The organism is Janthinobacterium sp. GW822-FHT07A03, from assembly GCF_058798815.1.
This window is the reverse complement of record NZ_JBXAKW010000002.1, coordinates 598,533-618,580: the sequence shown is the minus strand read 5'-3', so window position 1 is coordinate 618,580 and position 20,048 is coordinate 598,533. Positions and strand designations below refer to the sequence as shown.

Sequence of the window (20,048 nt, the reverse complement as noted above, 5' to 3'; positions counted from 1 at the left end):
CAGGAAGATAATCGGTATGAATAGATGCCACAGGGTAACGTCGCTACCCTTGCGCAGTCAAGCGGACGGGCGCAGCGACATGCGCTACGATAGAGGCCCATTGACTGCCGCGCGCCTTGCCGCCTTCTTGCCATGCGTTTGCTGATCCTGTCCGACCTGCACCTGGAAGTCTGGGGTGAAGATACGCCCGCCATCGACCTTGCCGCCAGCCGCCCCGACGTGGTGATCCTGGCCGGCGACATCGACACGGGCAGCAACGCCATCGCCTGGGCCGCGCGCACCTTCGGCGCCGTGCCCGTGCTGTACGTGCATGGCAATCACGAGGGGTATGGCCACCAGCTCGAACACATGCAGGACGCCGTGCGCGACGCCTGCGCCAGCGCCAATGCGCACGGTGCCAACATCCGCCTGCTCGACGGCGACGCCGTGACGCTCGATGGCGTGCGCTTCCTCGGCGTCACGCTGTGGACGGATTTTCTGCTGTTCGGCGCCGAGCGCCGGGAAGAAGCGCTTAACGCAGCGCAAGCCTACATGCCCGACTACAAGCGCATCAGCACGGGCGGCGGCACGCCGCGCCTGCTGTGCGCCAGCGACACGGCGCAACTGCATGCGCAGCACCGCTCCTGGCTGGAACGGCAACTGGCGCAACCGTTCGACGGCAAGACGGTCATCATCACGCACATGGCGCCGTCGATGCTGTCGGTGGAAGAGCAATACGCGACGAACCTGGGTTCGCCCGCCTTCGCCTCGCAGCTGGACGAGCTGGTAGCCCAGGCCGACCTGTGGGTGCATGGCCACATGCACGCCTCGCTCGACTACCGCGTCCAGGACTGCCGCGTCGTCTGCAATCCCTGCGGCTACAAGCGTCCGGACGGCGCGCCTGAAAACGATCGCTACGATTCCGGCTTTATCGTCAACCTCGCCAGCACGGTTTAATTTTTCAGATAGCGCAGCTGCACCACGCCGCTGGGCAGCTGGCGCGTGTCGTCCAGGCACCAGTCGCTGCGCGGCAAGCCATCCTCGAACAGGCGCACGCCCTTGCCCAGCACCACGGGCAGCACGGACAGAATCAGGCTGTCGATGACGCCCTCGCGCAAGCCGGCGCGGATGACGGCGCCGCCATCGAGATACACGTGGCGGCAGCCCTCCCCGGCCAGCGCCTCCAGTACCGCCCCTACGCTGCCTTCGCGGCGCTGCTCGCCATGGCGCGGCACGAAATCGCGGTGGCTCAAGACCACCACGCGCTTGCCCGCATACGGCCACGGCTCAAACCCCAGCACGGCGTCATACGTGGTGCGGCCGATCAGCAGGGTATCGACTTGCGCCATCAGGGCCGTGTAGCCGGTGGCGTCGGGCGAGTCGGGGGCCAGTTCGGCCAGCCAGGACAGGTCGCCGTTTTCTCCCGCGATGCAGCCGTCGATACTAATGCCGAGAAATACGCTGACAGAAGTTTTTTGCATGGGTGTTCCTTCAATTAATTCTACAGTGTAGAATTATGCCCATGAAAACCCCAAAACTTCAAGACCTGGAATCTCCCGTGCGCCGCGCAGGCCGTCCGCGCCGCGTGGCACCCGCGCTGGACAGCGCCGCCATCCTGCAGGCGGCCCTGGCCCTGCTGGAAGAAAAAGGTGAAGCGTTTTCCATGCGCGCGCTGGCGCAGCGGCTGGGCGTCGATACCATGGCCCTGTATCACTACTACGCGGGGAAAGAGGAGTTATTGCTTGCCTTGATGGCGCAGCGCTTTGCCGCACTCGATCCGTGCCAGCCGCCGTTTACGCAACGCCAGGGGCCGCAGCGCCGCCTGCTGGCGCTCTGCGCGCTGTACCTGGAACTAGTCAGCGCCACGCCGTATTTCGTGCGCCTGATGGCGCGCGGGCTGGTGACGCAAACCGACGTGGTCCAGCGGTTCACGGCACTGTTCGAACTGGCCGTGGACGGCCTTGATCTGCCGCAAAAGATCCGCCTGCGTGGGCGCGACGCGCTCGTCGATTTCCTGCACGGCTACGCGCTGGCGGGCAGGCCAGCCAGCGAGACGGCCTGGCACGCCTCGGTCGGCCTGATTCTGGCCGGGATGCTGTCCAGCGGCCAGGCAGGCGCTTAATTGAACTGCTTGAAATCCGGCTTGCGCTTCTGGAAGAACGCCGTAAACGCTTCCTTCGCCTCTGCGCCGCCCAGCATGGCACTGAACAGTTTGTTTTCGTCGGCGATGGCGGCCTTCATCGGTTCCATGCGGCTTTGCTTCATCAGGCGCTTGGTGGCGCGGATGGACGCCGCTGGCAAGGCCACCAGCTTGGCGGCCTGGCCTTGCGCGAACGTCATCAGGTCGTACAGCGGCACGACTTTCGAGACCAGGCCCATTTCCAGCGCTTCGCTGGCGGGGAAGGACTCGCCCAGCATCAGCTTTTCCGCCGCGCGCGGGTAGCCGGCCAGTTGCGTGAGCAGCAGGCTGGAACCGAATTCCGGGCACAGGCCCAGCTGCGTGAACGGCATCGAGAAGCTGGCGTTGTCTGCCGCATACACGAGGTCGCAGTGCATCAGCAGCGTGGTGCCGATGCCGATGGCAGGGCCGGAGACGGCCGCCACCACGGGCTTGCTGCTGCCGTACAGGGCGCGCATGAACTGGAACACGGGACGGTCGTGGTCGAGCGAGCCATCGGCCGGGCGCGCCGTCTTCATGAAGTCATCGAGGTCGTTACCAGCTGTGAAAATCTCGCGCTTGCCGCAGATCAGGATGGCACGGACGTCATCGTCCGTCTCGGCCGCCATCAGCGCGTCGGCCAGGGTCTGGTACATGGCGCCCGTGATCGCATTCTTGCGTTCCAGGCGGTTGAATTCCAGGGTCAGAATGCCCTCGCTCTTGCTGCACAAAATATCCATGTCGTCTCCAGAATGATAAAGGGCGCCGGGGTAATCCCGCAGCGCCCTGTTTTATTGCTTTAGCCCGTCAAACTTAGACGCGTTCGAAGATGCCTGCCGCGCCCATGCCGGCGCCCACGCACATCGTGACCATGCCGTATTTCTGCTTGGTGCGCTGCAGCGCGTGGATCACGGTGGCCGCGCGGATGGCACCGGTGGCGCCCAGCGGGTGGCCCAGGGCGATCGCGCCGCCCATCGGATTCACTTTTGCCGGGTCCAGGCCCAGGTCGCCGATGACGGCCAATGCCTGTGCGGCAAACGCTTCGTTCAGCTCGATCCAGTCCAGCTGGTCTTGCGTGATGCCGGCGGCGGCGCACGCTGCGGGAATGGCGAACTTCGGACCGATGCCCATGATTTCCGGCGGCACGCCGCGCACGGCGAACGAGGAGAATTTCGCCAGCGGGGTCAGGTTATGTTCGCGCAGGATTTTTTCGCTGACGATCAGCAGCGCGCCGGCGCCGTCGGACATCTGCGAGCTGTTGGCGGCCGTGACGCTGCCCTTGGCGGCGAAGACCGGTTTGAGCTTGGCCAGCGACTCCATCGACGAATCGGCGCGCGCGCCTTCGTCCGTGTCGACGGTGCGACGCGTCACGTCCACATGGCCGGTAGCCAGGTTCGGCGTGCGCGTGATGATTTCCACGGGCGTCGTTTCCGCCTTGAAGAAACCGGCTTGCTGCGCGGCGATGGCGCGGCGGTGCGATTCGACGGAAAACGCGTCCTGCTGCTCGCGCGACACTTTCCATTGCTGCGCCACTTTCTCGGCCGTCAGGCCCATGCCGTAGGCCATGCCGATGTTCTCGTCGCTGAACATGTCCAGGTTCATCGACGGGTGGTGGCCCATCATCGGCACCATCGACATCGACTCGATGCCGCCGGCGATCATCACGTCGGCTTCGCCCACGCGGATGCGGTCGGCCGCCATGGCGATGGCCGTGATGCCCGAGGCGCAATAGCGGTTGACGGTGACGCCGCCCACGGTTTTCGGCAAGCCGGCCAGCAGCACCGAATTACGCGCGATATTGAAGCCCTGCTCCGCTTCCGGGAACGAGCAGCCGATGATGGCGTCGGTGATCAATGCCGGGTCCAGGCCAGGCGCTTGCGCCAGGGCCGATTGCAGCACGCGCACCAGCAGGTCGTCCGGGCGGGTGTTTCTGAACATGCCGCGCGGCGCCTTGCCGATCGGGGTGCGGGTTGCAGAGACGATGTACGCGTCTTGAAGTTGTTTGCTCATTTTTTTCTTTCAAAGATGTTGAACGAGGTTCGTGTTCTGTCGAATATCCGGAGTGGTGGCTTATCGCTTCTGCGACAAATACCAGTCCACCGTCACCTGTGCCGCCAGCGTGCCTTCGGCATCGAAAATATCGACTGCCACGGGAAACGCCACCTTGCCGTCCTGCGCCAGCTGCGCCTTCAGTGCAGCCAGGTCGCCCGGCACGCGGCCTTCGGCGCGCGTCGCGCCCCGGGCCACCTTCTGGTAGGCGATGCGCGACTCCTTGGCCACCGGGCGCAAGCCCAGTATCAGCTCGGCGAAGCCGCCGGCCATGGCCGCGCCGGAAGCCGTTTCGGCCAGGGTAAACAAGGCGCCCGCGTGCTGCGTGCCCAGGTGATTATGCAGTTTGGGATCGTCCGGCAGCGACACCTTCGAGGTGCCGGCGCCGATCTCGTCGATGCTGATCCCCAGCAGCCGCACGAAGGGCAAGGTGTCCATCATCTGTTGTTTGATACGGTCATACACCATGCTTGGCCTCACGCGCAGCAGTACTTTAAAAACAAGGGACAGGATCGTCATCGACGTTGTGCTTAGTTGCGTACCGGCTTACCGGTCTGCATCATGCCCATGATCCGTTCCTGGGTTTTCGGATGGTTCAACAGCTCCAGGAATGCCTTGCGTTCCATATCCAGCAGCCACTGTTCGCTGACGAAGCTGCCCTGGTCCACGTCGCCGCCCGATACGATCTCGGCGATCATCTCGCCCAGCTTGAAATCGTGCGCCGAAATGAAGCCGCCGTCGCGCATGTTGACCAGCTGCGCTTTGATGGTGCCCCAGCCGTAGCGGCCCGTGACCTGGATCAGCGATGGCAGTTGCGGACGGAAGCCCGCGTCGAACATGGCGCGCGCTTCGACCTTGGCCACGTGCAGCAGCTCGTAGGCGTTGAACACGATCACGTCGTCTTCCTTCAGGTAGCCCATTTTTTTCGCTTCCAGCGCCGATTTCGACACGTTGGCGGTGGCCGCATTGGTGAAGCCCGTTTTCAGGAATTGCAGGATATCGTTACCCTTGGCTTCCTTGTAGGCGCGCTGCGCCGCTTCCTTCAAGCCGCCGCCGGCTGGAATCAGGCCCACACCCACTTCCACCAGGCCGATATACGACTCGATCGAGGCCACGCGCTTCGATGCGTGCAGCGCCAGCTCGCAACCGCCGCCCAGTGCCAGGCCAGCGACCGCGGCGATGACCGGCACGTTCGCGTATTTCAGCGACATGAAAGTGTTCTGCAGTTCAGCGATGATCGGATCGACGGCTTTCACGCCGCCTTGCATGAAGGCCGGCAGGGCCGATTGCAGGTCGGCGCCGGCCGAGAAGGCGCCGCCTTCGGCCGCGTCGGCGTGCCAGATCACCAGGCCCTTGAAGTTTTTCTCCGCTTCGGCCAATGCCAGTTTCAGGCCGTTGATCACGCCTTCGCCGATCACGTGCATCTTCGTCTTGAACGAGATGATCAGGACGTCGTCGCCCGTATGCCAGACGCGCACGGATTCGTCTTCGAAGACGGTGGTGCCGGCGGTCTTGCCGTCGATGGCGCCGCTGCCCAGCACGGGCGCGCGGAACTGCTGGCGGTCGTAGACGGACAGGTTAGAGCGTGGCACGAAGCTGTTCGACACGGCGGAATACGAACCTTCCGGCGTGTGCACGCCGCCTTTTTCAGCGACCGGGCCTTCGAATACCCAGGCAGGCAAAGGCGCGTTGCACAGCGCGTGGCCGGCGTCGATGTCTTCCTTGACCCAGTTGGCCACTTGCAGCCAGTTCGATGCCTGCCACGTTTCAAACGGACCCACGTTCCAGCCGAAGCCCCAGCGCATGGCGAAGTCGATGTCGCGCGCATTGTCGGCCACGGTGTCCAGATGGATGGCGATGTAGTGGAAGGCGTCGCGGAAGATCGCCCACAGGAACTGGCCTTGCGGATTCGTCGATTCGCGCAGCGCCTTCATCTTCTTGACCGGATCCTTTTCCTTCAGGATGCGGGCGATGATGTCGGCCGCCTTGGCGCCGCCGGCCACGTATTCACCGGTGGCGAAGTCCAGGCGTTGGATTTCCTTGCCGACCTTCTTGTAGAAGCCTGCGCCGCTCTTTTGGCCCAGCGCGCCCTTTTCCACCAGTTGCGCCAGCACGGCCGGCGTCTTGTAGACGGCGGCGAACGGGTCGTTCGGCAGGTAATCTTGCATGGTCTTGATCACATGGCCCATGGTGTCCAGGCCGACCACGTCCGCCGTGCGGAAGGTGCCCGACTTGGCGCGGCCCAGCTTGGAGCCGGTCAGGTCATCGACAACGTCCACGGACAGGCCGAATTTTTCCGCTTCATGCACGATGGCCAAGATGCCGAACACGCCCACGCGGTTGGCGATGAAGTTCGGCGTGTCCTTGGCACGGACCACGCCCTTGCCCAGGGTGGTGGTCAGGAAGCCTTCCAGCTGGTCGGAGATCTCGGGCTTGGTGAACGCGGTCGGGATGATTTCGACCAGGTGCATATAGCGCGGCGGATTGAAGAAGTGCACGCCGCAGTAGCGCGATTTCAAGTCGGCGTCGAAGCCCTCGGCCAGCTTGGTGATCGACAGGCCCGAGGTGTTCGAGGCGAAGATCGCGTTCGGGCCGATGTGCGGTGCGACCTTCTGGTACAGGTCGTGTTTCCAGTCCATGCGCTCGGCGATGGCTTCGATGATCAGGTCGCAACCGGCCAGCAAGTCCAGGTTGTCTTCGTAGTTGGCCACCTGGATCAGCGCGGCGTCATCCTTGTTGCCCAGCGGGGCAGGCGACAGTTTTTTCAGGTTCTCGATGGCGCGCAGCACGATGCCATTCTTCGGACCTTCCTTCGCTGGCAGGTCGAACAGCACGACCGGCACTTTCGCGTTGATGCAATGGGCGGCGATCTGCGCGCCCATCACGCCGGCGCCGAGGACGGCTACTTTTTTAACGATGAAATTGGTCATATTTTCCTCAAGTCTTAGAACAGGTCTGCGTCGAGTGCCATCAGGTTGGCCGAACCGGAACGCGCCTGACGGATCAGGGTTGCCGTCTCAGGCTGCAAGCGGGCGAAGTAGAAACGTGCGGTAGCCAGTTTGGCGGTGTAGAACTTGTCGCCGCTGGACTCTTTTTCGAGGGCGATCTTGGCCATCTGCGCGAACAGGTAGCTGTAGATCATGTGGCCGACGACGCGCAGGTAAGGCACGCAGGCCGCGCCCACTTCGTCAGGATTCTGGAATGCCTTCATGCCGATTTCCATGGTCAGCTTGGTGACTTTGTCGCCCAGGTCGCCCAGTGGGGTGACGAATTCGCTCATCGCTTCATCGGTGCCGTTGTCTTCGACGAAAGCCTTGATCTTTTCGCCGAACTTGCGCAGCTTGGCGCCGTTGTCGCCGAGGATCTTGCGGCCCAGCAGGTCCAGCGACTGGATCGTGTTCGTGCCTTCGTAGATCATGTTGATGCGCGCATCGCGCACATACTGTTCCATGCCCCATTCCGAGATGTAGCCGTGGCCGCCGAACACTTGCATCGCGTCCGAGGTGGCGATCCAGGCGTTATCGGTAATAAAAGCCTTGATGACGGGCGTCAGCAGCGCCACTTCGTCGGCCGCTTCCTTGCGCACGTCGGCGTCCGGGTGGTGCAGTTCGCGGTCGATCTGCAGCGCCACGTACGAGGTGAACGCGCGCGCGCCTTCGGCGTAGGCTTTGCCCGTCAACAGCATGCGGCGCACGTCAGGGTGCACGATGATGCGGTCGGCCGGCAGTTCCGGGTTCTTGATGCCGGACAGCGAACGCATTTGCGTGCGATCCTTGGCGTAGATCAGCGCGTTCTGGTAGGCGATTTCCGTCAGGCCCAGCGACTGCATGCCCACGCCCAGGCGGGCCGCGTTCATGAAGACGAACATGGCGTTGAGGCCCTTGTTCGGCTGGCCGATGATCCAGCCTTTCGCGCCGTCCAGGTTCATCTGGCAGGTCGAGTTGCCGTGGATGCCCATTTTTTCTTCGATGGCGCCGCAGGTGATCGGGTTGCGCTCGCCGACCGTGCCATCCGCGTTCGGCAGGAATTTCGGTACCAGGAACAGCGAAATGCCTTTCGAGCCTTCCGGTGCGTCCGGCACGCGGGCCAGCACCAGGTGCAGGATGTTTTCCGCCATGTCGTGCTCGCCGGCCGAGATGAAGATCTTGTTGCCGGTGATGGTCCAGGAACCGTCCGCCTCAGGCAATGCTTTCGAGCGCAGCAGGCCCAGGTCGGTGCCGCAGTGCGGTTCGGTCAGGCACATGGTGCCCGTCCATTCGCCCGACACCAGCTTCGGCAGGTAGACTTCCTTCTGGTGGTCGGTGCCGTGTTCCTTCAGGCACTCGTAGGCGCCGTGCGACAGGCCAGGGTACATGGACCAGGCCTGGTTCGACGAGTTCAGCATTTCATAGAACGAATTGTTCAGCACGACAGGCAAGCCCTGGCCGCCGTATTCCGGATCACAAGCCAGTGCCGCCCAGCCGCCTTCGACGTACTGCTTGTAGGCTTCCTTGAAACCTTTAGGCGTGGTCACGCTTTTCGTGACGGGGTCGTGGTGGCAGCCTTCGCGGTCGCCGGAGTGGTTCAGCGGGAACAATACTTCGGAGGTGAATTTGCCGCCCTCTTCCAGCACCTGGTTGATGATGTCGGCGTCGACGTCGGCGTACGACGGCATTTGCTTCAGTTCTTCTTCCACTTGCAGGAACTCATGCAGGACGAATTGCATATCCCGGATTGGCGCGACGTATTGACCCATAATTTTCTCCTGAAGGCGATTAGCTAAAGTGTTGTACTTGTAAGTGCGTGTGCGTTTGTTGCGGATACTGCGTGACGGCTTATTTGCTTGTGACGCAATTCTGGTACGACGCCAGCAGGCGGACAAAGCCCGCTTGCGCCCGTTCGATGCTGCCCGGCACGCGCAGGAAGCGCGCATCGTGATGCAGGGCCAGGATCAGGCCATACATCTCGTACACCAGCTGCTGGGCGTCCGTGTCCGCTTTCAGGTCGCCCGTGGCGATCGATTGCTCGACACAGCGCAGCAGTGCGCCCTGCCAGGCCCGCACCATGGCCACCAGGGCCTCGCGGATGGGACCGGGACGGTCGTCATACTCGACGGCGCCGCTGATATAGATGCAGCCGGAAGCGATTTCCACGCTGACCCGCTTGACCCAGCGTGCAAACATCGATTGCAGGCGCTGGATGCCGCGTGGTTCTTTCATGCTGGGAAAAAAGACTTCTTGCTCGAAACGATAGTGGTAGAGCTTCAGCACTTCCATCTGCAAGTCTTCGCGCGAGCCGAAGTGGGCAAACACGCCCGACTTGCTCATGTTCATTTTGTCCGCAAGCAGCCCAATGGTCAGGCCTTCCAGGCCGTCGCGGCTGGACAGGTCCAGCGCCACGTCGAGGATGGCTGCACGGGTCAGTTCGCCCTTGCGCATGAATTTGACTGAAGTATTCAAGATGTCCGTTCTAAAAATGATGTTGCCGATTTGGCGGATTGAAGCGAGGGTAAAAAAAAGCACGCCTCGAAAAAATCCGAACGCTCGTACTATTATCCACTACCACGTAAAAGTCAAACGGGAACTTTAGAGCCGGTGTTCTATTGGTGCGGCGCAGCATTTTTTGGCCGCGTGTTTGTATCGGTTTCAGGTGACAAAAGCGCCGCGCGCCCTTGCCTTACAGCAATAATCGCGCCTCAGGAAAGGTCGCCAGCCTTGCTCAATTGACGGCGGTCGCGCTTGGTCGGCCGCCCCTTGATGGTGGTGCCCGGCTCGCGGAACAGCTTGCGCTCCTCGGCCAGCTGCTCGCGGCGGGCGATACTGGCCGGTGTTTCGCCGTACAGCAGGCGCGCCACGGGCGCCGCGCCGCGCTTGTCGGACAGGCCCAGCACGGCCACTTCCCACGTTTCCGCGCCATTGTCGATGGCCAGCTCGTCGCCCACGCGCACGCTGCGCGCCGGCTTCACGCGCTCGCCGCCCACCTTGACCTTGCCCGTGTCGACCGCTTCGCTGGCCAGCGAGCGCGTCTTGAAGAAGCGCGCCGCCCACAGCCATTTGTCCAGCCTGACCGTTGTCATCTCGTTCATGCGTACTTGCCTACTGAAAAAATGCGCATCACCAGCCGGTACGCGAGGAACGCGGCTTCGTAGCCGATGCGCCGGAAGCGGCCGATGTGCTTGAAATCGTCCTGGTGGATCACGATGCCGTCGGCCACACCCTGCTCGATGTGCTGGCGCAGGCTTTGTGCGAAGGCCACGTCCTTGATCACCACGTTCGCTTCCTGGTTCAAAAACAGGCTCAGCGCGTCAATATTGCTCGACCCCACCGTCGCCCAGTCATCGTCGACGACGGCCACCTTGGCGTGCAGCTGCGTCTTGCGGTATTCGACGATCTTGACGCCGGCGGCCAGCAGTTTCGGATAAAACGAGTGCGCCACGGCATCTTGCATGCGAAATTCGCCCACGCCGATCAGCAGCACCACGTCGACGCCCCGCTGGGCCGCCTGGGCCAGGGCGTGGCGCAGCTTGTGCCCGGGTGCGAAATACGGATTGGCCAGCATCACGCTTTTCCTCGCCTGGCCCAGCGCCTGCAGGTAGGCGCGCTGGATGGTGCGGCGGTTGCGCAGGTTGTCGCGCACGACAAAGCCGGCCACGACAGGGTTCTTCGCCAGTTCCTTGCTGACGACGCGCATCTTGCGGTACAGCTTGATACGCCGCACCAGGTTCATCTTGCCCAGACGCGCCCACTGCGCCTGCACCTCTTCATGGATGGCGTCCACCAGCGGGCCCTTCACCTGCACGGCGAAATCCCAGCGCGGTGCTTCCAGGCTGATGCTGTGGTCGTAGTCGCAAAACATGTCATCGTTGATATTGATGCCGCCCACCAGGGCAATTTCTCCATCTGCCACGCAGATCTTGCGGTGCGTGCGCGTGATGCCGCGCCGGAACCACGGGTTGAAGATGCGGTGGTGCACGCCCGCCGCTTCCAGCTGCGCATGCATGGCCTTGACGCGGCGGTTGCCCGTGCCGAACCAGTCCGTGATCATGCACACCAGCACGCCGCGCGCGGCGGCACGCTTCAGGGCGTCGAGCACCAGGGTGCCCGTCGCGTCATCGGCAAAGATATAGGTTTCGAAATAGACTTCCGAGCGTGCGCCGTCGATCGCGGCAATCAAGGCAGGAAAGTAATCGGTGCCGCAATACAGCAGCTGGATGTCGTTGTGGGCAATGAAATTGACTGTGCGCATGCCGGCAGTCTACGCGAGTTTCAAAGCAGCAACTATCGGCGCGTGGTCCGACAATTTTGCCCACAGGGTGCCATGCATCACTTGCGCGCCTTCCACGTGGAAACCACGCACATAGATGCGGTCCAGGCGGAACCACGGCAAGGCGGCGGGAAAGGTGCGCGCCGGCACGGGCACGGGCGTTTTCGTCTGGCGCCGCGCCAGGGTGCGCACGAGGTCGCCCAAGGCCGAGTTCGACGCGCGCTGATCGAACACTTCCACCACGCCCAGCGCATTGCGCAGCTTGTCGCTGAGCGTGTTGCGCCAGTCGTTGAAGTCGCCCGCGATGATGACGGGTTCACCATTCGGCGCCGATTCCATGACGGCGTCGATCAGCGCCTGCGTCTGCCGGCCCCGCCCCGACTCGAACAGGCCCAGGTGGACCACGTAGCAATGCACGTCAGCCTGCGGCGTCTTGAGCACGCAATGCAGGATGCCGCGTTGCTCGTAGGCATGGTCGGACACGTCGTGGTTGGTTTGCGAAGCGATGGGGAATTTGCTGAGCAAGGCGTTGCCATGGTGGCCATGGTCGTACACGGCATTCATGCCGTAGGCGGAATGGTGCTCGGCGCCGGCAAAGAATTCATGCTGCGACGCTTCCGGCCAATGCTTGTGGCCGTTTTTCTCGGCGCCAAAGCGGGCCGCATTGCGGTCGTGCTTGCCTTGCACCTCTTGCAGGAACACGACATCGGCATGGAACAGGGCGATCGCCTGTTTTAAGGCATGCACGCGGGGCAAGCCCCGCACGGAGGAAACGCCCTTGTGGATATTATAAGTTGCTACGCGGATTTTCATGCATTGATTCTACTCCCAGACGGGCCCCACGCGGCGCCTGCGTAGGTGCGCGTGCGCACCTAAACGCGCACAATCACGCCAGCATACGGCCCACGCCCGCCGTCACGCTGACGATCAGCGCGGTAATGCCGGCCGCCCAGACGATCTTGACCAGCAAGGGCGCGCCGCGCCAGGCCACCGTGCGCTTGCCCTTGGCAAACGCACCCGGATGCAGCAGCCAGCCGATCGCCATCAGCGGCATGCCGATGGGCGGCGTGCGGCCGGGTACGGTGGAGCTAAACAGCAGGAAGATAAAGCACAGGCAAAAAACGATGCCCAGGGTGCCCAGCAGTTTTTGCTGTGCAGTCAAATGTAACCAGTTCAACATGGCATGCTTTCTAAGGAAATCAAATGGGACGCGCCAGGCCCGTCATGGCCGGCAATTGCAGAATCGCTTCCGCATTGGAAGAGGAGAAACAGCGGTCGGCCGCCGCCAGATAGGGCAGCCACGCGTATTGCAGGTGTTCGCGGGGACTCAGCGTGATGGCGACGTCGCGCGGCACTTGCACGCTGAACACGTGTTCCGTATTGCGCGTCACGCCGGGCGCATAGCGGTGGCGCCAGATCGGATAGATTTCGTACACATTCGACAAGTTCCAGTCGCGCAGCACGATATCGTGCCCGTCGGCAACGATGCCCGTTTCCTCGCACAATTCGCGCGCGGCCGTCTGCAGCAGCGGTTCGTCAACGGCATCGACGGAACCCGTCACCGATTGCCAGAAGCCGGGCTGGCCCGCGCGCTCGATCAGCAAGACCTCAAGGTCAGCCGTATGAATGACGACCAGCACGGAAACAGGAATTTTATGAGTCATATCAACAATGAAAAAGGCGCCACGACAGCGCCTTTTTTTGCATAGTGGATCAAACAGCGGCCGCCGGGGCAGCCGCATGCTTCATTACACTACTTTAGGCTCGGCGCTGCGCAAACGGATGTGCAGTTCACGCAATTGCTTCTCGTCCACTTCCGACGGCGCATGGGTCAGCAAGTCTTGCGCGCGCTGGGTTTTCGGGAAGGCGATCACGTCGCGGATCGATTCGGAACCCGTCATCATGGTCACGATACGGTCCAGGCCGAATGCCAGGCCGCCATGCGGTGGCGCGCCGTATTGCAGGGCGTCGAGCAGGAAGCCGAACTTCAGCTGCGCTTCTTCGGCGTCGATTTTCAACGCGCGGAACACTTTCGACTGCACTTCTTCGCGGTGGATACGGATCGAACCGCCGCCCAGTTCCCAGCCGTTCAAGACCATGTCGTAGGCCTTGGCGATGCAGGCGCCCGGATCGCTTTCCAGCATGTCTTCATGGCCGTCTTTCGGAGCCGTGAATGGATGGTGGGTCGCCGTCCAGCGGTCCGCTTCTTCGTCGTGTTCGAACATCGGGAAGTCGACCACCCACAATGGCTTCCACACGTCTTCGAACAGGCCGGCTTTCTTGCCGAACTCGCTGTGACCGATCTTCACGCGCAGCGCGCCGATGGCGTCGTTGACGACCTTGGCCTTGTCGGCGCCGAAGAAGATCAGGTCGCCGTCTTGCGCGCCCGTCTGCTCGAGGATCGTGGCCAGCACGTCGGCAGGCAGGAACTTGACGATCGGCGACTGCAAGCCTTCAGGACCCTTGGCTTTCTCGTTGACCTTGATGTAGGCCAAGCCCTTGGCGCCGTAGATGGCAACAAATTGCGTGTAGGCATCGATTTCCGAACGGGGCATGCTGCCGCCTTGCGGTACACGCAGGGCGACCACGCGGCCGCCTTTCATGTTGGCGGCGCCGTTGAAGACCTTGAATTCGACCGACTTCATGACTTCGGTCAAGTCCGTGAAGGCCAGCTTGACGCGCATGTCCGGCTTGTCGGAACCGTACAGGCCCATCGCTTCGGCGAAATCCATCACCGGGAACGGGTTCGGCAGGTCGATGTTCAGGGTGTTCTTGAAGACGACGCGGATCATGTCTTCGAACAGGTCGCGGATTTCCTGTTCCGTCAGGAACGAGGTTTCGCAGTCGATCTGCGTGAATTCAGGCTGGCGGTCGGCGCGCAAGTCTTCGTCGCGGAAGCACTTGGTGATCTGGTAGTAACGGTCGAAGTTGGCGACCATCAACAGTTGCTTGAACAACTGTGGCGATTGCGGCAAGGCGAAGAAGCTGCCCGCGTTCACGCGCGACGGTACCAGATAGTCGCGCGCGCCTTCTGGCGTGGACTTGGTCAGCATCGGCGTTTCGATGTCGATGAAGCCCAGCGCGTCGAGGTACTTGCGCACTTCCATCGTCACCTTGTAGCGCAGGCGCAGGTTGTTCTGCATTTGCGGGCGGCGCAGGTCCAGCACGCGGTGCGTCAGACGCGTCGTTTCCGACAGATTGTCGTCGTCCAACTGGAACGGCACGGGCACGGAAGGGTTCAGCACTTCCAGCTCCGAGCAGACCACTTCGATCTTGCCGGACTTCAGGTTGTTGTTGATCGTGCCTTCGATACGGTTGGTCACGACGCCCGTCACGCGCAGGCAGAATTCGTTGCGCACGGCTTCGGCGACCTTGAACATCTCCGCTTGTTCCGGGTTGCAGACGATTTGCACCAGGCCTTCACGGTCGCGCAAGTCGATGAAAATCAGGCTGCCGTGGTCGCGGCGGCGATGTACCCAGCCGCACAGGCTGACGGTTTGTCCCAGCATGGCTTCGGTAACGAGGCCGCAGTATTCAGTACGCATAGACATAAAATTCTCAGTTCAGGTTAGTGAGTGTTCAATCCGGCCACGTCCCGCGTGGGACGCCTGCCTTTATTCTTTGGCTGCCGGGGCCGGTACAGCAACAACTTCCGCAGGCGCCACCACGCCCATCGAGACGATATATTTGAGCGCCGCATCGACGCTCATGTCGAGTTCGACGACATCGCTGCGCTTCATCATCAGGAAAAAGCCTGACGTCGGGTTCGGCGTCGTCGGCACGTACACGCTGACATAGTCGCCCACCAGGTGGTTCGCCGCATCGCCGCCCGGCACGCCCGTCAGGAAAGCGATGGTCCAGGAGTTCTGGTGCGGATATGGCACCAGCACGGCCTTGCGGAAGGCATTGCCCGACGGGGAAAACAGGGTATCCGACACTTGCTTGACGCTCGAATACAGGGAATTGACGATGGGTATGCGTTGCAGCAATTTTTCCCACAGTTTCACCACGTAATTGCCGACCAGGTTATTCGTCAGCAAGCCCGTGAAGAACACGATCAGCACCGTCAATACCGTGCCCAGGCCGGGAATGGTACTCAGTGCTGGAACATTGTGGCCGAACCAGACGCTGGGCTGCGTACTGCCGGGCACCAGCAACAGCGACTGGTCCATCGTGCTGATCACCAGATTCAGGACCCAGGCCGTAATGGCCAGGGGCACCAAAATCAGTAATCCGGTAATAAAGTATTTACGCATCGGTTTCTCGGTAATGGATCGTATCGGCGCGGCGCGCTTTTCAGTCCGCTTTCGGCGCAGCGGCTGCCGGGGCGGGCGCAGGCGCCGCGGCAGGCGCGCTCTCGGCGGCCGGGGCAGGCTTGGCGTTATCGGCCGGGCCCGTCGGAATGGCCGTGGTGGGCGCCGTGCCGCCGCGGAAATCGGTCGCGTACCAGCCGGTGCCCTTCAATTGGAAACCGGCGGCCGTCAATTGTTTCTTGAAACTGGGCTTGCCGCACGACAGGCACACCGTCAGTACTGGATCGGAGATCTTTTGCAAGACATCCTTGGCAAAACCACACTCGTCACAACGGTAAGCGTAAATCGGCATCTCTACTCCGAGAAAATCATCAAAAACCCTGAATTATAAAGCTTTTCCGCCATTCCCAGCGGAAAATGCCCGCCCGCCCGGCCTGTCAGGCTCAGTCCGCCCGGCGGCGCCAGCTCATCCACCGCTCCTTGCCCGCGAAGACGGCGATGGAATCGTCGACGGCTTCGTCAGCCAGGCAGTCGAAATGCGGCGCCAGCAATTCCTGCAGTTTCTCCCGCGAGATGCCGAACGGCGGCCCCTTGGCATTGTCGTCAAAGAAAAAGTAACCGGCCAGCATGGCGCCCGGCACCAGCAGCTGCGCCCAGCGGGCCGCCACTTGCGGCCACATGGCGCGCGGCATGGCGCACAGGAATGCCCGTTCATAGATCAGGTCCAGTGGTGCTGCTGGCTGCCAGGCAAAGAAATCCGCCTCCTCCACCTGCCCTGCCCGCTCGCCTAGCTGGCCGCGTGCGGCGGCCACGGCGGCCGGCGAAAAGTCGATGGCCGTGGCGTCCCAGCCGTGATCGAGCATGTAGACCAGCTCATACGCGGAGCCGCAGCCGGGAATCAGGCAGCGCAGCGGCGCCGGACTGCCGGCCACGAAGCTGCGCAGGCGGGACGGCACGCCGCCCTGGTCCCAAGGCGTGAATTGCTTTTCGAAACGCTCGTCCCAGAAGGCGGGAGACAGCGGGTCGCGGTTGTGGAAGTCAGCCATCACTTACGTCCTCAGCGAGTTAAAACGGCAGCTGATGCCAGCGCATGAACACTTGCAAGCCCAGCGCGCCGAGCGCGAAAGCGCCGACAAAGTACACGATAAAGCTCAGCAAGCGGTTCGTCTGGCGTTGCTCTGCCAGCAAGGTTTTCATCAGTTCCACGTCGTTTTCACGCGGTTCGCCATGCACGGTCAAGGCCTGGTGCAGCAAGCGCGGCAGTTGCGGGAAGATGTGCGCATAACGGGGCGCCTCGGCGCGCAGGCGCTCCATGAAGCCTTGCGGCCCCACCTGGTTGCTCATCCATTTTTCCAGGTAGGGCTTGGCCGTTTGCCACAGGTCCAGTTCCGGGTCCAGCTGGCGGCCCAGGCCTTCGATATTGAGCAGGGTCTTTTGCAGCAGCACCAGTTGCGGCTGCACTTCCACGTTGAAGCGGCGCGAGGTCTGGAACAGCCGCAGCAACACTTGCCCGAAAGAAATATCTTTCAGCGGACGGTCGAAGATAGGCTCGCAGCAGGCGCGCACGGCCGCTTCCAGCTCGTCGACGCGCGTGTCTTTCGGCGCCCATCCCGATTCGATGTGCGCCTCGGCCACGCGCTTGTAGTCGCGGCGGAAGAAGGCGAGGAAGTTTTGCGACAGATAATCCTTGTCATAGTCATTCAACGTACCCACGATGCCGAAATCGAGCGCGATGTAGCGGCCGAACGAGTCGGGCGCGATCGACACGAGAATGTTGCCCGGATGCATGTCTGCATGGAAAAAGCCGTCGCGGAACACTTGCGTGAAGAAAATTTCCACGCCGTCGCTGGACAGTTTGCGCAAATCCACGCCGGCCGCCACCAGGCGGTCCGTCTGCGACACGGGAATACCATACATGCGTTCCATCACGATAACGCTGCTGGAACAGTAATCCCAGTGCATTTCCGGCACCAGCAGCAACTCCGAGTTGGCGAAATTGCGGCGCAGCTGGCTGGCGTTGGCCGCCTCGCGCATCAGGTCCAGCTCGTCGTGCAGGTATTTGTCGAACTCGCCCACCACCTCTTTCGGTTTCAGGCGCTTGCTGTCGGCCCACAGGCGGCTGGTCCAGTCGGCGGCGATGTGCATCAGGGCCACGTCTTCATCGATCAGCTTTTTCATGCCTGGACGCAAGACCTTCACGGCCACTTCGCGGCCGTCTTTCAAGGTGGCAAAGTGCACCTGGGCAATAGATGCGGACGCCACCGGCTCGCGCTCGAAGCGGGCAAACAGTTGATCCGGGTGCGCACCGAGGGACTTGGTGATCTGCGCGATGGCCAGGTCGGAATCGAAGGGCGGCACCCGGTCTTGCAGGCGCGCCAGTTCTTCGGCGATATCGGGTGGCATCAAATCGCGCCGGGTCGACAGCACCTGGCCGAACTTGACGAAAATCGGGCCCAGCTCTTCCAGTGCCAGGCGCAGGCGCAAGCCCCGTGGCGACGACAGGTCGCGCCAGAAAATCAGGGTGTCGATCAATTTGGCGGTGCGGGGAACTTGCAGACCAGAAATCGCTATCTCATCCAGACCGTACTTGATGGAAACACGGATGATTTTAAACAGGCGCAGGAATTTCAATATCATGTAGACAAATCCGGTGAGGAGGACTGCGGCTGGACGGCGGCGGCCGCCTTTTCCAGCCGGGCAAGGCGCTTGGCCAGGCGTTCGACGTCATCGCGCACGCGCGTCACGCCAGCGGAATACTCTTGCAGGGTAGAAGGACGGATCAGCATGGGCTGTTCGTCGAGAAAATATTCAGCCACGTTTTCCGCCAGCTTTTGCTGGCCCGTGCGCACAAAGGCGGCAGCATCTTTCGCACCGGAAACAAGGCGCGTGGCCAGCATGGGCCCGACGACCTTTTCCAGGTCGTGCTCGGCTTCCCAGCGCAAGCCCTTGCTCAATTGCGAAATCGCATTGGCAAACTCGGCATCGCCTTCGATCTTGACGTAGGAAAACGCCCGCTCGCGGTTTTGCAGGATCAGCGGCACATCGAACAATTTGACGCGGATGGTCACATTGGCAACTACGTCCGCCGGTGCCGCCTCCAGCATGCCTGCGCTGTCGACGCGCAGGCGCAAGGCCACGGCGCCCGTGTCGATGCAGGCCAGCTTGCCGGCGTGCACGGCCAGCTGCTGGCGCGCCCACGGCTCCTGCGCCAGCAAATGGTTGATGGTCGCGATGACGGGCGTCATCAGGGAGAGATCGGAAAGTGGTGCCATTTATATACTGCGCGCCGCGCGCGCCCCTAAAAAGAAAAAACCGCCCGTAAAACAACATGGGCGGTTTCGATCTTACCAGTTCAGCAGGAAATATCTGTCAAGCATCATGCATTGCGCATGAACTTAAGCCATTATTCAGCAAGTTTTGACAATTAATTCAATTGCTGGATGCCTGCCAGGACCCAGCCGCTGTTGCCGCTGACGGGTTTCGACATATTCCACACTTCCGCGAACGGTTCCGCTGCCGCGCCCGGCGCCGAACGGATCAGGCCCGTAAACTTCACGCTGGCCAAGTAATCGTTGACGCTCGTCTCGATACCGAGCAATTCGGCATCGATGGTGACGACGTCCGTAAAGTCCGGCTGCGCACCCCGTTCCTGGATTTGCATGCGCAGTTCACCATACACTTCCGGCGACGTGAATTCGCGGATATCGTTGACGTCGGCCTTGTCCCAGGCCGCTTGCAGGCGAATGAAATTGCTTTTCGCGTGGCGCAGGAAGGCTTCCTTGTCAAAGTCGCTTGGCACGCCCCATGGCGCGGCAGCCGGTGCCGGCTTGTCCAGGCCGACGCCGGACGAGACGGGTTGCAGCGGCGGCAGCGGCGGGATGCCCGAACCGATGTCAGGCACGTTGCCGGCCGGTGCCGGCTGGTTGCCGAAGCCGGCGAACGGCGCATTGCCCGAGTTGTTGTCGCGTTTGCCACGTACCATGCGGTAGATGAAGAAGGCCACGCCAGCGAGCAAAGCCACCATCAGCAGGGTGCTGATCATGCTGGCCAGGGCGCCGCCTAGGCCGAAATGCGACAGCAAGGCGCCCAGGCCCAGGCCCAGCAAGGCGCCGCCCAGCAAGCCCTTCCAGCGGCTCGGTGCCTTGGCGGCCGGTGCCGGTGCGGGGGCAGGAGCCGGTTGTGCCTGGCGTGGCGCGGCAGCCGGCGCCGGGGTTGGTGCCGGTGCAGGCGCCTGGCGGCCCACGTTTTGCGACTGGCGGCCAAACGAACGGCCACCGCCCATGGGACGGGCCAGCGCCTCGCCCAGCATGGATACCGTGGTCGCGGCCAGCATCATGCCGACCATAAATTTCTTCAATTTCATTCCA

Annotated in this window: 21 protein-coding genes; 2 read left to right on the top strand and 19 right to left on the bottom strand. The window is 62.2% G+C overall.

The features are described from left to right. The first annotated feature begins 132 nt into the window (after nucleotides 1-132). Complete coding sequence (locus AC1RJW_RS08875) at nucleotides 133-936, top strand: metallophosphoesterase family protein (RefSeq protein ID WP_493044595.1); 804 nt, start codon at nucleotides 133-135, stop codon at nucleotides 934-936. Here AC1RJW_RS08875 and AC1RJW_RS08870 read toward each other — a convergent pair. Then, nucleotides 933-1,460: a dihydrofolate reductase family protein gene (locus tag AC1RJW_RS08870; protein ID WP_493044594.1), complete on the bottom strand. Its 528-nt coding sequence runs from the start codon at nucleotides 1,458-1,460 to the stop codon at nucleotides 933-935. The genes AC1RJW_RS08875 and AC1RJW_RS08870 overlap by 4 nt on opposite strands. Nucleotides 1,461-1,501: 41 nt before the next feature. Here AC1RJW_RS08870 and AC1RJW_RS08865 point away from each other — a divergent pair, with 41 nt between their 5' ends. Beyond that, entirely contained in the window at nucleotides 1,502-2,101 is a 600-nt protein-coding gene (locus tag AC1RJW_RS08865; protein ID WP_493044593.1) for a TetR/AcrR family transcriptional regulator, read from the top strand. Here AC1RJW_RS08865 and AC1RJW_RS08860 read toward each other — a convergent pair. The 18 genes from AC1RJW_RS08860 to AC1RJW_RS08775 all read right to left on the bottom strand — a co-directional run bounded on the left by AC1RJW_RS08860 (nucleotide 2,098) and on the right by AC1RJW_RS08775 (nucleotide 20,044). Continuing rightward, nucleotides 2,098-2,877 carry an enoyl-CoA hydratase gene (locus AC1RJW_RS08860; protein ID WP_493044592.1) on the bottom strand — a complete coding sequence of 260 codons (780 nt, stop codon included), beginning with the start codon at nucleotides 2,875-2,877 and terminating at the stop codon, nucleotides 2,098-2,100. The genes AC1RJW_RS08865 and AC1RJW_RS08860 overlap by 4 nt on opposite strands. Nucleotides 2,878-2,950: 73 nt before the next feature. After that, nucleotides 2,951-4,147 carry an acetyl-CoA C-acyltransferase gene (locus AC1RJW_RS08855; RefSeq protein ID WP_493044591.1) on the bottom strand — a complete coding sequence of 399 codons (1,197 nt, stop codon included), beginning with the start codon at nucleotides 4,145-4,147 and terminating at the stop codon, nucleotides 2,951-2,953. 60 nt (nucleotides 4,148-4,207) lie between these two features. Next, entirely contained in the window at nucleotides 4,208-4,705 is a 498-nt protein-coding gene (locus tag AC1RJW_RS08850; protein WP_230506575.1) for a PaaI family thioesterase, read from the bottom strand. A gap of 11 nt (nucleotides 4,706-4,716) precedes the next feature. Next, nucleotides 4,717-7,116, bottom strand: a complete 2,400-nt coding sequence (locus AC1RJW_RS08845) for a 3-hydroxyacyl-CoA dehydrogenase/enoyl-CoA hydratase family protein (RefSeq protein ID WP_493044590.1) — start codon at nucleotides 7,114-7,116, stop codon at nucleotides 4,717-4,719. 14 nt (nucleotides 7,117-7,130) lie between these two features. Next, complete coding sequence (locus tag AC1RJW_RS08840) at nucleotides 7,131-8,921, bottom strand: acyl-CoA dehydrogenase C-terminal domain-containing protein (RefSeq protein WP_034753387.1); 1,791 nt, start codon at nucleotides 8,919-8,921, stop codon at nucleotides 7,131-7,133. 79 nt (nucleotides 8,922-9,000) lie between these two features. Further along, entirely contained in the window at nucleotides 9,001-9,603 is a 603-nt protein-coding gene (locus AC1RJW_RS08835; protein WP_493044722.1) for a TetR/AcrR family transcriptional regulator, read from the bottom strand. A gap of 257 nt (nucleotides 9,604-9,860) precedes the next feature. Continuing rightward, nucleotides 9,861-10,250, bottom strand: coding sequence for an RNA-binding S4 domain-containing protein (locus tag AC1RJW_RS08830; protein WP_034778428.1), 390 nt, complete (start codon nucleotides 10,248-10,250; stop codon nucleotides 9,861-9,863). Beyond that, nucleotides 10,247-11,410 carry a cardiolipin synthase ClsB gene (gene clsB / locus AC1RJW_RS08825; RefSeq protein WP_493044589.1) on the bottom strand — a complete coding sequence of 388 codons (1,164 nt, stop codon included), beginning with the start codon at nucleotides 11,408-11,410 and terminating at the stop codon, nucleotides 10,247-10,249. Before clsB ends, AC1RJW_RS08830 begins: the two co-directional genes overlap by 4 nt. 9 nt (nucleotides 11,411-11,419) lie before the next feature. Then, nucleotides 11,420-12,241 carry an endonuclease/exonuclease/phosphatase family protein gene (locus AC1RJW_RS08820; protein ID WP_070221632.1) on the bottom strand — a complete coding sequence of 274 codons (822 nt, stop codon included), beginning with the start codon at nucleotides 12,239-12,241 and terminating at the stop codon, nucleotides 11,420-11,422. Between the two features lie 73 nt (nucleotides 12,242-12,314). Continuing rightward, complete coding sequence (locus AC1RJW_RS08815) at nucleotides 12,315-12,608, bottom strand: hypothetical protein (protein WP_046682130.1); 294 nt, start codon at nucleotides 12,606-12,608, stop codon at nucleotides 12,315-12,317. 19 nt (nucleotides 12,609-12,627) lie between these two features. Next, the gene (nudB, locus tag AC1RJW_RS08810) at nucleotides 12,628-13,092 is read right to left on the bottom strand and encodes a dihydroneopterin triphosphate diphosphatase (protein ID WP_493044588.1); all 465 of its coding nucleotides are present in this window, start codon (nucleotides 13,090-13,092) and stop codon (nucleotides 12,628-12,630) included. Between the two features lie 84 nt (nucleotides 13,093-13,176). Next, nucleotides 13,177-14,973: an aspartate--tRNA ligase gene (gene aspS / locus AC1RJW_RS08805; protein WP_070221635.1), complete on the bottom strand. Its 1,797-nt coding sequence runs from the start codon at nucleotides 14,971-14,973 to the stop codon at nucleotides 13,177-13,179. A gap of 69 nt (nucleotides 14,974-15,042) precedes the next feature. Further along, the gene (locus AC1RJW_RS08800) at nucleotides 15,043-15,684 is read right to left on the bottom strand and encodes a DUF502 domain-containing protein (RefSeq protein ID WP_436497648.1); all 642 of its coding nucleotides are present in this window, start codon (nucleotides 15,682-15,684) and stop codon (nucleotides 15,043-15,045) included. Between the two features lie 40 nt (nucleotides 15,685-15,724). Beyond that, a complete protein-coding gene (locus AC1RJW_RS08795; RefSeq protein ID WP_077398979.1) occupies nucleotides 15,725-16,033 on the bottom strand; it encodes an FmdB family zinc ribbon protein in 309 nt (102 codons plus the stop codon). Between the two features lie 91 nt (nucleotides 16,034-16,124). Then, on the bottom strand, nucleotides 16,125-16,727 hold the full coding sequence (locus AC1RJW_RS08790; protein ID WP_493044587.1) for a methyltransferase: 603 nt from the start codon (nucleotides 16,725-16,727) through the stop codon (nucleotides 16,125-16,127). Nucleotides 16,728-16,746: 19 nt separating this feature from the next. Beyond that, nucleotides 16,747-18,318 (bottom strand): ubiquinone biosynthesis regulatory protein kinase UbiB, encoded by a 1,572-nt coding sequence (ubiB, locus tag AC1RJW_RS08785; RefSeq protein ID WP_493044586.1) that lies wholly within the window; start codon nucleotides 18,316-18,318, stop codon nucleotides 16,747-16,749. Then, on the bottom strand, nucleotides 18,315-18,953 hold the full coding sequence (locus tag AC1RJW_RS08780; RefSeq protein ID WP_493044585.1) for a ubiquinone biosynthesis accessory factor UbiJ: 639 nt from the start codon (nucleotides 18,951-18,953) through the stop codon (nucleotides 18,315-18,317). Before AC1RJW_RS08780 ends, ubiB begins: the two co-directional genes overlap by 4 nt. 152 nt (nucleotides 18,954-19,105) lie before the next feature. Further along, nucleotides 19,106-20,044 carry a Tim44 domain-containing protein gene (locus tag AC1RJW_RS08775; protein WP_493044584.1) on the bottom strand — a complete coding sequence of 313 codons (939 nt, stop codon included), beginning with the start codon at nucleotides 20,042-20,044 and terminating at the stop codon, nucleotides 19,106-19,108. Nucleotides 20,045-20,048 lie beyond the last annotated feature (4 nt).

What these genes read in the sequence shown, in the direction of transcription:
- AC1RJW_RS08875 (WP_493044595.1), top strand. Translation starts at nt 133, where the DNA reads ATGCGTTTGCTGATCCTGTCCGACCTGCACCTGGAAGTCTGGGGTGAA.
- AC1RJW_RS08870 (WP_493044594.1), bottom strand. Translation starts at nt 1,460, where the DNA reads ATGCAAAAAACTTCTGTCAGCGTATTTCTCGGCATTAGTATCGACGGC.
- AC1RJW_RS08865 (WP_493044593.1), top strand. Translation starts at nt 1,502, where the DNA reads ATGAAAACCCCAAAACTTCAAGACCTGGAATCTCCCGTGCGCCGCGCA.
- AC1RJW_RS08860 (WP_493044592.1), bottom strand. Translation starts at nt 2,877, where the DNA reads ATGGATATTTTGTGCAGCAAGAGCGAGGGCATTCTGACCCTGGAATTC.
- AC1RJW_RS08855 (WP_493044591.1), bottom strand. Translation starts at nt 4,147, where the DNA reads ATGAGCAAACAACTTCAAGACGCGTACATCGTCTCTGCAACCCGCACC.
- AC1RJW_RS08850 (WP_230506575.1), bottom strand. Translation starts at nt 4,705, where the DNA reads ATGACGATCCTGTCCCTTGTTTTTAAAGTACTGCTGCGCGTGAGGCCA.
- AC1RJW_RS08845 (WP_493044590.1), bottom strand. Translation starts at nt 7,116, where the DNA reads ATGACCAATTTCATCGTTAAAAAAGTAGCCGTCCTCGGCGCCGGCGTG.
- AC1RJW_RS08840 (WP_034753387.1), bottom strand. Translation starts at nt 8,921, where the DNA reads ATGGGTCAATACGTCGCGCCAATCCGGGATATGCAATTCGTCCTGCAT.
- AC1RJW_RS08835 (WP_493044722.1), bottom strand. Translation starts at nt 9,603, where the DNA reads ATGCGCAAGGGCGAACTGACCCGTGCAGCCATCCTCGACGTGGCGCTG.
- AC1RJW_RS08830 (WP_034778428.1), bottom strand. Translation starts at nt 10,250, where the DNA reads ATGAACGAGATGACAACGGTCAGGCTGGACAAATGGCTGTGGGCGGCG.
- clsB (WP_493044589.1), bottom strand. Translation starts at nt 11,410, where the DNA reads ATGCGCACAGTCAATTTCATTGCCCACAACGACATCCAGCTGCTGTAT.
- AC1RJW_RS08820 (WP_070221632.1), bottom strand. Translation starts at nt 12,241, where the DNA reads ATGAAAATCCGCGTAGCAACTTATAATATCCACAAGGGCGTTTCCTCC.
- AC1RJW_RS08815 (WP_046682130.1), bottom strand. Translation starts at nt 12,608, where the DNA reads ATGTTGAACTGGTTACATTTGACTGCACAGCAAAAACTGCTGGGCACC.
- nudB (WP_493044588.1), bottom strand. Translation starts at nt 13,092, where the DNA reads ATGACTCATAAAATTCCTGTTTCCGTGCTGGTCGTCATTCATACGGCT.
- aspS (WP_070221635.1), bottom strand. Translation starts at nt 14,973, where the DNA reads ATGCGTACTGAATACTGCGGCCTCGTTACCGAAGCCATGCTGGGACAA.
- AC1RJW_RS08800 (WP_436497648.1), bottom strand. Translation starts at nt 15,684, where the DNA reads ATGCGTAAATACTTTATTACCGGATTACTGATTTTGGTGCCCCTGGCC.
- AC1RJW_RS08795 (WP_077398979.1), bottom strand. Translation starts at nt 16,033, where the DNA reads ATGCCGATTTACGCTTACCGTTGTGACGAGTGTGGTTTTGCCAAGGAT.
- AC1RJW_RS08790 (WP_493044587.1), bottom strand. Translation starts at nt 16,727, where the DNA reads ATGGCTGACTTCCACAACCGCGACCCGCTGTCTCCCGCCTTCTGGGAC.
- ubiB (WP_493044586.1), bottom strand. Translation starts at nt 18,318, where the DNA reads ATGATATTGAAATTCCTGCGCCTGTTTAAAATCATCCGTGTTTCCATC.
- AC1RJW_RS08780 (WP_493044585.1), bottom strand. Translation starts at nt 18,953, where the DNA reads ATGGCACCACTTTCCGATCTCTCCCTGATGACGCCCGTCATCGCGACC.
- AC1RJW_RS08775 (WP_493044584.1), bottom strand. Translation starts at nt 20,044, where the DNA reads ATGAAATTGAAGAAATTTATGGTCGGCATGATGCTGGCCGCGACCACG.